We start from the raw sequence: 15067 nt of genomic DNA on the forward strand, positions 1-15067 counted from the left end.
TGTATATGTCTCAGAAGAAAAAATTAGTCGTGACCGAACTGCACAAGTATTACGGCGAACATGAGGTGCTGAAAGGCGTCTCGCTGTCCGCCAGCGCCGGCGACGTGATTTCCATCATCGGCTCCTCCGGTTCCGGTAAAAGTACGCTGCTGCGCTGCATCAACTTTCTTGAAAAGCCCACGGAGGGCACGCTGTGGGTCAACGAGAAGGAGATCCGACTGGTGCGGGACAAAGATGGCCAGCTGAAAGTGTTCGATAAGAAACAGCTACAGTTGTTGCGGACGCGGCTGACGATGGTGTTTCAGCACTTCAACCTGTGGAGCCATATGACGGTGCTGGAAAACGTCATGGAGGCGCCGATTCAGGTGCTGGGCATCAGCCGCGCCGACGCGCGCGAACGCGCCATTCGTTATCTGGATAAAGTCGGCATCGACGAACGGGCGCGCGGAAAATACCCTTCCAGCCTGTCCGGCGGACAGCAGCAGCGCGTTTCCATTGCGCGCGCGCTGGCGATGGAGCCGGAGGTGCTGTTGTTCGACGAACCGACCTCGGCGCTGGATCCGGAGCTGGTCGGGGAAGTCCTGAAAATCATGCAGCAGCTGGCGGAGGAGGGCAAAACCATGATTGTGGTGACGCACGAAATGGAGTTCGCTCGTCATGTCTCCACGCAGGTGGTGTTCCTGCATCAGGGCGTGATTGAAGAGCAAGGCCCGCCAGATGAGCTGTTTAACCATCCCCAAAGTCCCCGCTTGCGGCAGTTTCTGTCCGGCGCGTTGAAATAACCGCAATAAAAAACCGCCCGACAGTCGGGCGGTTTGAGCATGAGCTAACGTGCGCGGCGTTAAACGGCGTGTGACTCCGCGCCGCTGCGGGCGTTGATCAACGCGGGATACGGCGATCCCACTGGCGGTTGAACGCCTCCTGACCGTTATGCTGGATGCGCATATCCGCCGTCACGATGAAGTGGGTGAGATCGCCGCGCAGTTCCAGCGTGATCTCCGCCTCGGTCCACCAGCCTTCACGCCCCATCTTCATCGACTGCGTCAACAGATAGCGGGCCGACAGCGGGTCCTGGCTATTGATGGTCAGCTCACGACGCAGGCTGTGGTCGACGGTGGTATCGATATCGTCGAAGCGGTAAACCCCCTCGCCGAACACGCCGCCGACGCCTTCGGTGACGTAGGTCCAGGTATCGGTGACGATGTCGTAAGACGCATGGCGATCGACCCGTCCCGGCGACAGCACGGTCAGCGGGGTGTCCGGCGCGGTCTTGGGTTGCGGGTTGGGGCCGGCGATGGGCTGCACGGAGTCACAGACCGGCAGGCGCAGCTGCGCACTCGCCAGATCGACGCTCAGCGTCGCCGCTTCGGCCATCGGCCACACCATCGGCCAGTAGGTCGTCGCCAGTGAGACCCGCAGACGATGCCCGGCGGGGAAGCGCCAGGCGATGCCATCCAGCTGGACGTTGACCTGCACGGTATCGCCCGGCGTCAGCGGCGTGTGGCGATCCTGCCCCTGCAAATGGCTTAGATTCACCCAGCCGTGCGAGACGCGGGTCACCGCTCCGTCTTCCGCAACGTCTGACAGGCGCACATACAGCATGGCGGCGGGCTTATCGCTTTTCAGCGCGACGCTGAACTGCGGCAGGCCGTAGATCGTCAGCATCTCCGGCAGCGGTTCGCTTTCATAAAACGTCGCCAGACCATCGTCGATGCGCTGGTCGCTCGGGCTTTCGCCCAACACGCCTGCGCCCATCCATTCTCCGCCCATCACGCCGTGACTCTGGGGCGAGCAGATGTTCTGCCAGCCGGCGCGCTCATCCGGGTGGTCGTTCAACTGACCGCGCTGCAACCAGAAGGTGCGCGGCGTTGTGGCGGACGCCGTATCGCCGTCAATGCCGATCCATTCGCCCGGTGCTTTGGGCCGCTGCGAGCTGGGGCGCTGGCTGTCGTTCATCCAGGCCTGTACGCGCGGGCCGTCCAGCACGTCATTGTCCTCGCCTTTCAGCCAATGGTCCCACCAGCGCACGGCCTCTTGCAGGAAGCCGATGGCCGGTTCCGGCGTGCCGTCCTGCGGATAAATGTGCGCCCACGGGCCGATGATGGCTTTGCGCGGGACCTCAAGGTTGTCCATCAGGCGGAAGACGGCGTTGGTGTAAGAGTCCGCCCAGCCGCCAATCGCCATGACCGGGCACTGAATGTCCGACCAGTTTTCGCCCACGGAGCCGTGGCGCCAGTAGGCGTCGCGTAGCGGATGATCCATCCATTGGGCGGGGAAGAACGGCATGTTGTCGAGCCGGTGCATCCAGTCCTGATACCAGCCCTCGCCGACCAACGCCGGATCCTGCGGACGGCTCTGGTACGCCATCATGATGCCGCCCCACCACAGGTTATCGTTCAGCAGACAGCCGCCTTTGTAGTGGATGTCGTCGTTGTAGCGATCGTCGGTCGAGCAGACGGTGATAATGGCTTTCAGCGCCGGCGGACGACGCGCCGCCAGTTGCAGGCAGTTAAAGCCGCCCCAGGATTTGCCCATCATGCCGACCGCGCCGCTGCACCACGGCTGACGGCTGATCCAGTCGATGACTTCCAGCGCATCTTCCTGCTCCTGCGGCAGATACTCATCGGCCATCAGCCCGTCGGATTCGCCGCTGCCGCGCATGTCCACACGCAGGACTGCGTAGCCGTGGCCCGCAAACCAGCCATGCATCGGCTCATCGCGCGTACGGGTGCCGTCGCGCTTGCGGTAGGGGATGTATTCCAGGATAGCCGGAACCGGCTGCTGATGCGCCTGCTCAGGCAGCCACATCCGCGCGGCCAGACGGGTGCCGTCGGCCAGCGGGATCCAGAAATGTTCGGTAACAACGACGTTGTGCGGAAAGTGGGTTACGGTTTCTTTCATCATATTCCTGTCGAAATTTCATTGCTGCGAGTCTCCAACACTTCGTCGAGCCAGGAGCTGCGCATTTCAGGTACGGAGGTCAGCAGTTTCTCGGTGTAGGGGTGCATCGGGGCGCTGAAGACCTGGCTTGTCGGCCCTTGCGCGACGATGTTGCCCTGATACATGACTGCGACCTGCTGAGCGACGCGTTTGACCGTGCCGAGATCGTGCGTGATGAACAGATAGGAGAGCCCCAGCTGCTCTTGCAGCCGTTTGAGCAGATTCAGCACGCCTTCGGCGACCAGCGGGTCAAGCGCGGACGTCGCTTCGTCGCAGATGATCAGGTCCGGATTGGCGGCCAGCGCCCGGGCGATGCAGACGCGCTGTTTCTGCCCGCCGGAAAGCTCGCCGGGGTAGCGGTCCGCCAGCGAAATCGGCAGTTCGGTCAGCTGGAGCAGTTCCTCGACGCGAGCGCGCACCTGCTGGCGGTTGTAGCCGAAATAGAAGGCGACAGGGCGGCCGATCGCTTCCAGAATCGTCTGTCGCGGATTCAGCGCGACGTCCGGCAACTGGTAGATCATCTGAATGCGGCGCAGCGTCTCTTTGTCGCGCTGCTGATAGCGGTGCGCCAGTTTCACGCCGTCAAAAATCGCATCGCCTTCGGTATCGTTTAAGAGGCCGCACAGCGCCCGCGCCAGCGTGCTTTTACCGCTGCCGGATTCGCCGATGACCGCCAGCGTTTGCCCTTTAGGCAGCGTTAGCGACACATCGTGAACCACCCGTTTGCCGCTGTAGCCGGTGCTCAGATGTTCCAGCGTCAGCAGGGCGGAAGCGTCGGACTGCGTTTGTTCACCCGGCGTCAGTGCGTGCGTCCGCTCGGAAACCAGCTGCTGCGTATAGGTTTCCTGCGGGGTCTGCAAAATGACGTCCGTGGCGCCGCATTCAACGGCGCGTCCCTGACGCAGCACCAGAATGCGGTCGGCAATCTGAGACACGACGGCCAGATCGTGCGTGATGTACAGCGCGGCGGTGTTGAACTCCCGCACCAGCTTACGCAGCATCACCAGCACTTCGATCTGCGTGGTGACATCCAGCGCGGTGGTGGGTTCGTCCATGATCAGCAGGTCGGGTTTGCAGGACATCGCCATCGCCGCCATCGCGCGTTGCAGCTGTCCGCCGGAAAGCTGATGGGGATAGCGTTTGCCGATGTTTTCCGGGTCGGGCAGATCCAGTGCGGTAAACAGCGTGGTGGCCCACGCGTTCGCCTCGCTGCGGCTCATCAGACCGTGGCGCAACGGGCCTTCGCAGACCTGTTTGCCGATGGTCAGCGCCGGGTTGAACGCGGCGGCGGCGCTCTGCGCCACGTAGGCGACGCGTCGGCCGCGGATCGCCTGCTTCTGCGCGTTGGAGAGCGGTACGATGTCTTGGTCGTCGATGCGGACTTCGCCCGCGCCGATCCGGCAGCCCGGACGGGTATAGCCCATCGCGGCCAGCCCGATGGTGGACTTGCCCGCGCCGGACTCGCCGATAAGCCCAAGCACCTCGCCCCGTTGCAGGGTGAGCGATATGTCCTGCACCAGCGCGCGTCCGGTGTCCTCGGTTTCTATGCGCAGGTTGCGGATGTCGAGTACAGGTTGATTCATGCCTCATCCCCCAGTGACAGGTTATTGCGCAGCAGCAGCCAGTCCACGACCAGATTGACGCCGATAGTCAGCAGCGCGATGGCCGCCGCCGGATAGAGCGGCGCCAGCAGCCCGAAGTTGATGGCCTGCGCGTTGTCGCGCACCATGCTTCCCCAGTCGGCGTACGGCGGCTGAATGCCCAGACCCAGGAAGCTGAGACCGGCGATGAACAGGAACGTGAAACAGAAGCGCATGCCGAATTCGGCCAGCAGCGGCGGGATGGCGTTGGGCAGGATTTCCCGCGTCAAAATCCAGCGCAGGCCTTCGCCCCGGAGTCGGGCCAGTTCCACATACTCCTGACACACGATGTCCTGCGCGACCAGACGCGCGAGCCGGAAGACGCGGGTGGCGTCCAGCAGCGCGATGGTGCCGACCAGCACCGGAATCGACGTTCCCAGCACAGAGAGGACGATCAGCGCCAAAATCAGTACCGGAATCGACATCAGCGTATCGACGATACGCGTCAACACGACGTCGACCCAGCGGCCATAAATCGCCGCAGTGAATCCGGTCATGATCCCGATGACGAAGGAGCTGAAGGTGATCACCAGCGCAATGGCGATGGTGGTGCGGGCGCCGAACAGAATGCGGGACAGCATATCGCGTCCCAGACTGTCGGTGCCGAGCAGGGCGTCTGCCGAAGGCGACATCCAGATATCGCCGACCTGCGCCGTTTCGCTATGCGGAGCCAGCCAGGGCGCGAACAGCGCGCCGATCAGATTGGCGGCGATAATCAATAGCCCGATCCACGCGGAGAGCGGCACTCCGCGCATTTTAGTGATGTTCATGCCTTGCTTACCTCGTATGTCGCAGACGGGGGTTACACCAGATAGCCAGCAGGTCGGCGACGGTATTCAGCAGAATATAAGTGCCGCCGAACAGCAGTCCGCACGCCTGCACCACTGGCAGATCGCGTTTACTAACCGCATCGACCATCAGCTGTCCGATCCCCGGATAGACGAAGACGACTTCGACCAGGATCACGCCGACGACCAGATACGCGAGGTTAAAGGCCACCACGTTGATGATGGGCGCCAGCGCGTTGGGCAGGGCATGGCCCATCACGATACGCCAGCGCGGCACGCCCTTCAGCAGGGCGGTTTCGATATAGCTGGCGGACATGACCGCGCCGACGGAGGCGCGCGTCATGCGCAGCATATGCGCGAGCACCACCAGCACCAGCGTGAGCATCGGCAGCGTCGCGTTATAGAGCCGCTGCGTCAGCGAGTCGTCCGGGCTGACCATCGCCAGACTGGGGAACCAGGCGAAGTGGATGGCGAAGAAGATCACCAGCAGGTAGCCGACGAAAAACTCCGGCACGGAGATGCTCAACAGCGTCAACGAGTTGGCGAGGCGATCGAACAGTGAACCGCGCCAGATAGCGCAGGCGATACCGAGCGCCACCGCCAGCGGGATGGCGATGAGCGCAGCATAGGCGGCCAGGAACAGGGTGTTCTCCAGTCTTGGCAGCAATTCTTCGCTGATAGGACGTCCGTTAGCCAACGAGGTGCCGAGATCGCCATGCAGTATGCCGGTCAGCCAGTGCAGATAACGGCCGATGGCGGGCTGGTCCAGCCCCAGTTGGGTGCGCAGCGCGGCGATGGTTTCCGGAGTGCCGTTCTGCCCGAGCAGCGCGCTGGCGATATCGCCGGGCAGCAGCTCGGTGCCGAGAAAGATCAGCATGGAAACCAGCCAGAGCGTCAATAGCCCCAGCAGCAGTCGATGAAGGATATGCTTTTTCATTACGACTCCAGCCAGACGCGCTCAGCCAGACGTCCCCCCATAAAGTTGAATAACGGATGGGGAGTCACGCCGCCCAGTTTTTTGCTGGTCGCATCGAGATAGTCGCCGAACAGCGGAATCATCGCGCCGCCGTCATCGCGTGCGATGCTCTGTAGTTCGCCATAGATGTCGGCGCGCGATTTCTCGTCCAACATAGAACGGGCCTGCAAGAGAAGCGCATCGAAGCGGTCGTTTTTCCAGTGCGAGTCATTCCACTTGGCGGTGGACTGCCAGGCGGTGGAGAACATCTGATCGGCAGTCGGACGGCCGCCCCAGTAGCCCATGCTGAAGGGGGCTTTCATCCACACGTTTTCCCAGTAGCTGTCGGCCGGCTGGCGTTTGATGGTGACCTGGATACCCGACTGACTGGCCTGCCCCTGGAACAGCGCCGCCGCGTCCAGCGCCCCGGCGAAAGCGGCGTCGGAAGAGGAGAGTTCCAGCGGCAGCGTGGTGAGTCCGGCTTTCTTCAGATGGAATTTGGCCTTATCGGGATCCCATGCGCGCTGCGGTAGCTCGTGGTTGAAGAAGCGGTCGGTTTTCGGAATCGGGTGGTCGTTGCCGAGGCTGCCGTAGCCGCGCAGCACGGTAGCCAGAATTTTTTCACGGTCAATGCCGTACTTGATCGCGAGGCGCACGTCGTTGTTGTTGAACGGCGCGGCGCGGCAGTCCATCAGGAACGTGAAGTGCTGGCCGCCGGAAGATCGCACGATATTCAGCATCGGGCTGCGCTTGAGGAAGTCGACGGTTTTGAAATCGACGCGGTTGATGGCATGAACCTGACCGGAGATCAGCGCATTGGTGCGGGCCGTCGGATCGTTGATGACCAGCACTTCCACGGCGTCGACGAACGCACGGTCTGGCTTCCAGTAATTGGGGTTGCGTTTGAAGCGGGAGCGCACGCCCGGCTGGTAGTAGTCGAATGTAAATCCGCCGGTGCCGATGGGGTGCGACCAGTCGGTGAAGCCATTCGGCACGACCAGCAGGTGATAGTCGGCCAACAGGTAAGGCAGATCCGCATTGCCGCTGTCGAGCGTAATGGCAATTTCGTCAGGGGCGGTGCGGGAGAGTTTGGTGATGCTGGCCAACTGGGAGCGGATGGCGCTGCGCGAGTTTTCGCCGCGGTGCAGGTTGATGGAGTAGATGATGTCATCCGCGTCCAGCGTTTTGCCGTTATGGAAAGTGACGCCCTGACGCACCTTGAAGCGCCACTCTTTGGCGCCCGGTTCGACCTGCCAGCTCTCCAGCAGCTCAGGCGTGGCCTGATTGTTCTCGTCGATTTCGACCAGGCCGTTCATCAGCATGTAGGCCTGATTGAGCGGCACCCAGTCGCTGAACAGCGTGGGATCGAGCGTATCGCTGGTATTACCGCCGGACATGCCCAGTTTGAGCGTGCCGCCCCGCTTGGGCACGGCTTGTGCGGCAGAACTACTCAAAGGAAATGAAGAAAGTACACTACTCGCTCCAAGGAGTGCGGCAGTATTGAGAAACGACCGGCGGCTGAACTGAGCCTGCCCGAGCCATTTCTGTAAGTCCGAATGCTCTTTTTTCATTTATTTCTCTCCATGGTGTTGGTTTCATAAGCGTATTGACCACTCGTCGAGGAGTGAAATAAGTACGTGTCCCGTCATCTTACTGATGTTTTATATTTTCTGTTTTCTCTATCCAATAATGGCAAAACGCGGCTCAGGATACTGCAAACAGGCCCGTTTTTCTAATCGACGACGTCAGAAGAGAAATCTTGGTGAGGAAAATCAGCAGGCAATATCGTGAAATGGGTTTGGTTGAAAGGGCTATTTCCCGCGGGGATTTGTACAGGGGTAAGGCGTTGTTGGCGTCACCTCTTTTTTTGTCTTAGTGGCGATTTTGGCGGTTCATTGAACGGGTGAAAAATAGCGGGTTGGGTCAGTGATGCGCCATCTGTGGTTATTCCCGAGGCGCCCATTGATATCAAAAAAATAATGAATCAGAAAGCGCCGCTTGACGTCGATAAATAACGCTGTCTTGAAATCCAAAAACGGCAGAGGAGGAATTGACATCAGCAGGCTGATTAAAAATAAAGTCCATCGTGATTCATTTATCTGTAAATAAAGGGTTTTTTGTTATTGTGAGTGCGAGGGTTAGACGGCGGTAAAATGAGCAAGGCTTTCACTTTCGCTGTTATTACTTTTACGGTCACCCACCACGAATTGGCAAGGCGGGAAATTGCATGTCGTTTTCCCTTTTTGGTCGCCGAAATAGGTCTGTCGTTATCATGCGATGAGGAAAGAATTGTTTTATTTTTATCCCGGTTATATGTCCGCATTTCGCCTTATTCTTGCGCCAGTCAATATGCCGATTAACGGTCATTTTAAATCCCTCATCGTCAGCCGCGCATCGGTGGTGATTCTAAGGTCGATGCACGGCGCAATCGCCTTGAATTAACAGCGGTCTATTCCCGTTGAATGGCGTCCATCACGAAAACTTATATTTAAGCTGATTGTAGCGTGGCCGTTTTTCAGTGTGGAATTTATCTCTGAGGTGAGGGAATAAATAAGTGTTTTCGATCGGGGAAATAGGTTGCCGGTAATGTCTTACACTGGGTCAAGCGTGCGAGAAGGAGAGCCCTGCCGAAGAAAATACCCTAAGGGGGTATGATTAAGCGTCTTCAGGGCGTATCTTGATAGGCAGGTTTCAACCATTGTGCGTCAACAGCGGCCCTGCGGTTTCGCGGTAGTTTTCACAGTCGTTCGCGCAGTAATTCTCGCGCTTTGCCGGCCGTCGGCGCAATGACACCCTTGTCTGCAAACAGATCAGGACAGCCCCAACATGAGCCAATCCCAGCCTCTGCATCTTGCCGTCACCGGCATGTCCTGCGCCGCATGCGCCAGCCGCATTGAACGCGTCCTTAATCGCCTGGATGGCGTCTCCGCCAGCGTGAACTTCGCCAGCGAGAAAGCGGTGATCAGCCTTGATGACGCACGCAGTTCGTCCAGCGATGTGATCGCCGCTATCCGCAAAGCCGGGTTCGACGTGGCGGACCAGCGGGTATCGCTGGCCGTAGACGGCATGAGCTGCGTAGCCTGTGCGGCGCGCATTGAGAAGGTACTGAATAAGGTGGATGGGGTGACGGCGACGGTCAATTTCGCCGCCGGACGGGCGCAGGTTAGCGTCACCCCCGGCAGCGCCACGCCGGAATTCCTCATTGCGCGCATTGAACGCGCCGGGTTTACGGCCCGTCAGGTAACGGTCGGCGATCGGGAGGCCGAACGTCGGCGGCGCGCGCAGGCATGGAATAAAGATCGTAATGCGTGCGTGGTGGCGGCCGTACTGTCGTTTCCGCTGCTGTTTGAAATGGCCGCCATGTTTTTCGGACAGGCGCACTGGCTGCCGGGATGGTTCCAATGGCTGTTGGCGACGCCGGTGCAGTTCTGGTGCGGCCGTCACTTTTATCGCCGGGCCTGGAGCGCACTGCGCAGCGGAACGGCCAACATGGATGTCCTGGTGACGCTGGGCACCAGCGTCGCTTACCTATCGAGCCTAGTGACGTTGTTGATGTCGGAGCACGGCGACCTCTACTTCGAGGCCAGCGCCGCCATTATCACGCTGGTCCTGCTGGGCAAGCTGCTGGAAGGTCGGGCCAAGGCCAAAACCGGCGACGCCATCGAGGGCCTTTTGCGTCTGCAGCCGCGGATAGCCCACGTCGACGTAGACGGCGAGTGGCAGGACCGTGACGTCGCTTCGCTGCGTTGCGGCGAGGTGTTTCTGGTCAGACCGGGGGAGAGCGTACCCGTTGACGGCGTGGTGATTGACGGGCTGTCCGAGGTGAATGAGGCGATGCTGACGGGGGAAAGTCAGCCCGTGGTGAAGCAGGCGGAGGCGCAGGTTTATGCGGCCACGCAGAATCATAGCGGCGCGCTACGCGTGCGGGCGACCGGCGTCGGCAGCGATACCGCGTTGTCACGTATCGTACGGCTGGTGGAAGAGGCGCAGGGCTCTAAGGCCAGCGTGCAGCGGCTCACCGACCGGGTTTCCGCAATCTTCGTTCCCGTCGTCATCGCCATCGCCATCGCCGTGCTGGCGTTTGCCGCCAACTGGCTGGTTACAGGGCAGTGGGACGCCAGTCTGATCAACGCCGTCGCCGTGCTGGTGATAGCCTGTCCCTGCGCGCTGGGGCTGGCGACACCGACCGCGATTATGGTCGGGACCGGTCAGGGCGCGCGCGCCGGGATCCTGTTTCGCAATGCGAGCGCGCTGGAAAACGCCCGGCGGTTACAGGTGCTGGTGATGGATAAGACCGGGACGCTGACCGAAGGGCAACCTTCCGTGGTCAACGTTCTGCCTGCTGACGGCGTCTCGGAGAACGAATTGCTCAGTCTGGCGATGGGGCTGGAGCAGCATTCCGAACATCCGCTGGGTCAGGCGCTAGTGAAATATGCGCAGCAGGTTGGGACGACTGCGGCAGAGGTTCACGGCTTTAGCGCTATCGTAGGGCGCGGCATTAGCGCGCAAGCGGGCGACAGCGCGGTAATACTCGGTTCTCCCACGTTTCTTACGTCGCGCGGCGTAGCGTTTGATGCCGCGACGCCCGCGCAGCAGGAGCAAGAGGGGCGGACGGTGGTGGGGCTGGCTCGCGACGGGCAGCTGCTTGGTTATGTCTGTTTCGACGATCGGCTACGCGAAGACGCGGCGGAAACCGTGGAGGCGCTACACCGGCAGGGGATCCGCGTCGTCATGTTGACGGGCGATAACGCCCGTGCCGCGGCGCGAGTGGCCGAGCGGGCCGGGATCCGTCAGTGTATCGCCGAAGTCTTGCCGGAACAGAAAGCGGAGCAGATTGCTCGCCTGCAGGCGGAAGGGCACTGCGTGGGGATGGTCGGCGACGGTATCAACGATGCGCCCGCGCTGGCGATCGCCGACGTGGGATTCGCTGTTGGCGCCGGGTCAAATATCGCGCTGGATACGGCGGATGTGGTGCTGATGCAAAACCGTCTTGGCGGGTTGCCCGACGCCATCAGCCTGTCGCGCGCGACGCTCAATAAGGTCAGGCAGAATTTGTTCTTCGCCTTCTTCTATAACGTGCTGGGGATCCCGCTGGCCGCCTTCGGCCTGCTGAGTCCGGTTATCGCCGGCAGCGCGATGGCGTTGAGTTCCGTCTCCGTCTTGAGTAATTCACTGTGGTTGCGCCGCTGGAAGCCGCGGGGCAAGCACGATAAGGGTTTAACCAACGTTCAGAACAGAGGAGTGTGACGATGTCTCATGCATCATTAGCGGTTGTGGGAATGGTTTGCGGCGGATGCGCCAGCAAGGTGACTGACGCGTTGCAGGCTTTGGACGGCGTGACTCAGGTTAATGTGTCGTTGGAAAAGGGGCTGGTCGACGTGGAGTATGCTGAAACAGCAGCTGCCAACCCCGGCGCGTTCCGCGACGCCATTGAAGAGATGGGCTTCGATGTCGCGGGCTAAGTGCGACGCGTGCCTCGACGCCAGCGCGGGCGAGGCTGACGCGAAGCAGGTGGTGCAACCGCGCAAAAAAGCCTTGTTGAACCGCTTAAAGCGGATCAATGGGCAGGTTAACGGCATCACGCAGATGGTGGAGCAGGATCGGTATTGCGTCGATATCCTCAATCAGATCACCGCGGTACGCTCAGCGTTGAGTGCCGTCGCTAACCAGATGCTGGCCGATCATGCCAACGGCTGCGTCCGCAAGGCGGTGCTGACGGATGGCGGCGAAGATGCCATTGCCGAACTGCTGCAGGTGATTCAGCGTATGCGGTGACGACGTGTCGCGATGCTGATGACGCTTCACCGCCCGCCGCAGCGTCTGCGCAATGAACCCTCGCCCTTAAACCGGGCGTGCGGTATCGCGCTCGCTGAAAGCCCGAGGAAAGGGGGGAGCAGAATAGGGTGAAGGAGGGGCTATCGGCAGGACAGGCAACGCGGAGAGTAATTATAAATCCAACAGTTCGTCAGCCCAGAGGGTCGCTTCGGTGATGAGTTTCAGCATCTGGTCTTCATTAATCTCCATCATTTCCATGTAGGTGTTCAGCTGCTCCCAATTTTGCTTTTCATAATACGAAATGACGCTGAGATAACTCGCCAACTCCCCGGTGTTTTCCATCAGCGCGCATTTGATATGCGACGACACCGGGATTTGCTCCAGCAAAAGGCTCATCGGCGAGTCCAAAATGGCGTCCAGCATGGAAAAGAGGCCGCATAAAAAGGCCTCGAAGGGATCTTCGCGGCCGTGCAGGCGGATCGACAGCAATTCACAGAATTTTCCGCGGATCAGACTCATACGATACAGCTCGCAGGATTTGTCCTTGCTCCCCATCGTGATGCTGATCAGAGAAATAAATCGCCGCAATTCACGTTGTCCCAGGAATATGGCGATGCTGCGAAACGACATGGATGTCGTGATGACGGAAAGGTTGGCCTTGTAGCGGAAATTGTTGAAATACCGCATTAGCTTGTAAGCCAGAGATAAGTCGCTGTTGATCAGCCGTTCAATGCGGTCGTAGTTCAGCTCTCGTTCGTTTGCTTCTTTGAGCAGTTGAATGGCGTTCTTGTGATCGTTTGAAAGCCGTCTGGCTTTGAACATCTGCGGATGGCTGAAGAAATAGCCTTGGAACAGCGTAAATCCCATGGCTTTGACGCGCAGGAACTGCTCGTTGGTCTCGACCTTTTCCGCCAGATAGCTAAGGTGCTTGTGCCGCAGCGTGCTGATGTAGCGCCCAATCTCTTCGAAGGTCGACTGCTGTAAGTCGAACTTGATGATATCCACGTAGGGCAGGAAGCGGTCCCAGCTGGGATCCATGCTGAAGTCATCCAGCGCCAGCGTGAATCCTTTTCTCTTCAGCCGTTTCACGGCCGCGAACAGCTCTTCATCCGGCGTGGAGTTTTCGAGAATTTCTATCACGACTTTATCCGCCGGTAAGATCTCCGCCTGGCCGTCGATAAGAAGCTGATACGGAAAATTAATATAGCAGGGGTGGTCACCGGTCAGTTTATTCAATGGGGTGGTGAGAAATTGTTCTGATATTAGCTGGGCGGTGGCATATTCCGGGCTGACGTCAGGAAATTTATTGGTAATACCTTGGCGAAACAAAAGCTCATAAGCTACGGGTTGTAAACGCTGGTCTAAAATGGGTTGCCGTGCAACGAATGAATACATAAGAAACCTCCAGACTGAAAAAGGTAAAAAGAGGTAACTGGATCCTTATTAACAAATTATTCCGTGTAATATTATTTTGTCCCTGTATAGCCGGAGGGGCAGTACCATCTTCCTTCAACAATTCTAACAGTCTTTTGATTTTTTTCTGGCGGATGCCCCTGATTTCAATCGGCAATCCCTGACGGCGGCTTACGTGAACGGGGCGTCAATGTGGCCGCCGCCCCGGCACGGTGGGAAGGTGCTGCGCTAGCTGATTGATTTATGGCGAATTAAAAAAACAAACGGTGTTTTTTTAAGCAATCCCCCGTCAGGTGTCTTAAGGTTATCTCTATGGGTGTGATTGATAATGACGTCATTCAACGCTCACGAAATCCCGTTATCGTGCACTTTTCCCTCAATAATAATTATTGTCAGATGGATAAGAAAAGACGGCTATTGTTAGCATATAGTTTTCATTTCTTTAGCCGATAACAGGCAAGAGTAACTTGAATAAAATGACTGAGTGCACGCGGCTTTGGCCGGACGTCGTTGATTAAGCGCTTATTCTTACGTTACGACGTCTGGCCGGACAATTAATTAAGTATTCGTATTATTGAGGACTGCATGGATAATTTTCAGAAAGATATCGATGAGAGGACCAACCTCACATCCGCCAACAAGTTTGAACTCTTGTTGTTCAGATTGGGAGGCTCCGAGCTGCAAGGGGGCAAATCCGAATTGTTCGGCATTAACGTCTTCAAGCTGCGTGAAATTGTTCCCATGCCGTCATTGACTAAAGCCGTGGGTATGAAGCCGCCGATGATGGGCATGGTCAATATTCGCGGACAGGTCATTCCCGTGATCGATCTGCCCGCGGTGGCCGGATGCAAGCCGGAAACCGGGCTGAATATTTTGCTGGTGACGGAATATGCGCGCAGCACGCAGGCCTTTGCCGTTGAATCCGTCGACGATATCGTTCGTCTTGATTGGAGCCAGGTGTTGACCGCCGAGGCGGGCGTCGGCAGCAGCTATATCACCAGTATCGCACGGCTGGACAGCGACAAAGAGAGCAACAATTTGGCGCTGGTGCTGGACGTTGAGCAGATCCTGCACGACATGATCCCGGTCGATCGCGATATTCAGATCGACGATATGGAAAACAAAGCGTTCCCCATCAAGCCGGGATCGGTCGCCATTGTCGCCGAAGACTCCAAGGTCGCGCGTTCGCTGCTGGAACAGGGGCTGGAACTGATGCAGATCCCCGGTCAAATGCACATCACCGGTCAGGAGGCGTGGAACAAGATCCAGCTGATGGCGAAACAGGCCCAGGCGGAAAACGTGCCTATCTCCGATAAAATTGCCTTCGTACTGACCGACCTGGAAATGCCGGAGATGGATGGCTTTACGTTGACTCGCCACATCAAGGGCGACCCCTACCTGAAGCATATTCCGGTGATTATCCACTCCTCGCTGTCTGGCAGCGCCAACGAAGATCATGTGCGCAAAGTCGGCGCCGACGCTTATGTGGCGAAGTTCGAGATCAACGAGCTGGCGGCCGCGGTTCAAAGCGTGCTGGTGAAGTAAACGCCGGGCTA

11 protein-coding genes are annotated in these 15067 nt (G+C 58.8%); 5 read left to right on the forward strand and 6 right to left on the reverse strand.

Annotated features, from left to right (window positions below; genetic code table 11):
• Window positions 1–5 precede the first annotated feature (5 nt).
• Window positions 6–782, forward strand: a complete 777-nt coding sequence (gene hisP, locus SB13_RS14450; protein WP_036150037.1) for a histidine ABC transporter ATP-binding protein HisP — start codon at window positions 6–8, stop codon at window positions 780–782.
• 97 nt (window positions 783–879) lie between these two features.
• Here hisP and SB13_RS14455 read toward each other — a convergent pair whose 3' ends face one another.
• The 5 genes from SB13_RS14455 to SB13_RS14475 are packed head-to-tail and all read right to left on the reverse strand — an operon-like array spanning window position 880 to window position 7894.
• Window positions 880–2901: a CocE/NonD family hydrolase gene (locus SB13_RS14455; protein ID WP_026741039.1), complete on the reverse strand. Its 2022-nt coding sequence runs from the start codon at window positions 2899–2901 to the stop codon at window positions 880–882.
• Entirely contained in the window at window positions 2901–4523 is a 1623-nt protein-coding gene (locus SB13_RS14460) for an ABC transporter ATP-binding protein (RefSeq protein ID WP_026741040.1), read from the reverse strand. The genes SB13_RS14455 and SB13_RS14460 overlap by 1 nt, the downstream gene beginning before the upstream one ends.
• Window positions 4520–5350 (reverse strand): ABC transporter permease, encoded by an 831-nt coding sequence (locus SB13_RS14465; RefSeq protein WP_026741041.1) that lies wholly within the window; start codon window positions 5348–5350, stop codon window positions 4520–4522. Before SB13_RS14465 ends, SB13_RS14460 begins: the two co-directional genes overlap by 4 nt.
• A gap of 7 nt (window positions 5351–5357) precedes the next feature.
• Window positions 5358–6305, reverse strand: coding sequence for an ABC transporter permease (locus SB13_RS14470; RefSeq protein ID WP_026741042.1), 948 nt, complete (start codon window positions 6303–6305; stop codon window positions 5358–5360).
• Window positions 6305–7894, reverse strand: a complete 1590-nt coding sequence (locus SB13_RS14475) for an ABC transporter substrate-binding protein (protein WP_026741043.1) — start codon at window positions 7892–7894, stop codon at window positions 6305–6307. The genes SB13_RS14470 and SB13_RS14475 overlap by 1 nt, the downstream gene beginning before the upstream one ends.
• Window positions 7895–9149: 1255 nt before the next feature.
• Between SB13_RS14475 and SB13_RS14480 the strand changes: the two genes are divergently transcribed.
• From SB13_RS14480 to SB13_RS14490, 3 genes are read left to right on the forward strand one after another with little or no spacing between them, the layout of a single operon-like run.
• Window positions 9150–11570, forward strand: coding sequence for a heavy metal translocating P-type ATPase (locus tag SB13_RS14480; RefSeq protein WP_051616330.1), 2421 nt, complete (start codon window positions 9150–9152; stop codon window positions 11568–11570).
• A gap of 2 nt (window positions 11571–11572) precedes the next feature.
• The gene (locus tag SB13_RS14485; protein WP_026741044.1) at window positions 11573–11785 is read left to right on the forward strand and encodes a heavy-metal-associated domain-containing protein; all 213 of its coding nucleotides are present in this window, start codon (window positions 11573–11575) and stop codon (window positions 11783–11785) included.
• On the forward strand, window positions 11772–12098 hold the full coding sequence (locus tag SB13_RS14490; protein ID WP_026741045.1) for a metal-sensitive transcriptional regulator: 327 nt from the start codon (window positions 11772–11774) through the stop codon (window positions 12096–12098). The genes SB13_RS14485 and SB13_RS14490 overlap by 14 nt, the downstream gene beginning before the upstream one ends.
• Window positions 12099–12269: 171 nt before the next feature.
• Here the strand turns inward: SB13_RS14490 and SB13_RS14495 are convergent, their stop codons facing one another.
• Complete coding sequence (locus SB13_RS14495) at window positions 12270–13493, reverse strand: EAL and HDOD domain-containing protein (RefSeq protein ID WP_026741046.1); 1224 nt, start codon at window positions 13491–13493, stop codon at window positions 12270–12272.
• Between the two features lie 603 nt (window positions 13494–14096).
• On the opposite strand from SB13_RS14495, the gene SB13_RS14500 reads away from it, so the two are divergent.
• Window positions 14097–15056 carry a chemotaxis protein gene (locus SB13_RS14500; protein WP_026741047.1) on the forward strand — a complete coding sequence of 320 codons (960 nt, stop codon included), beginning with the start codon at window positions 14097–14099 and terminating at the stop codon, window positions 15054–15056.
• The last annotated feature ends 11 nt before the right edge of the window (window positions 15057–15067 follow it).

It is taken from the genome of Lonsdalea quercina subsp. quercina, from assembly GCF_000688695.1.
In the GTDB taxonomy this organism is placed as follows: domain Bacteria; phylum Pseudomonadota; class Gammaproteobacteria; order Enterobacterales; family Enterobacteriaceae; genus Lonsdalea; species Lonsdalea quercina_D.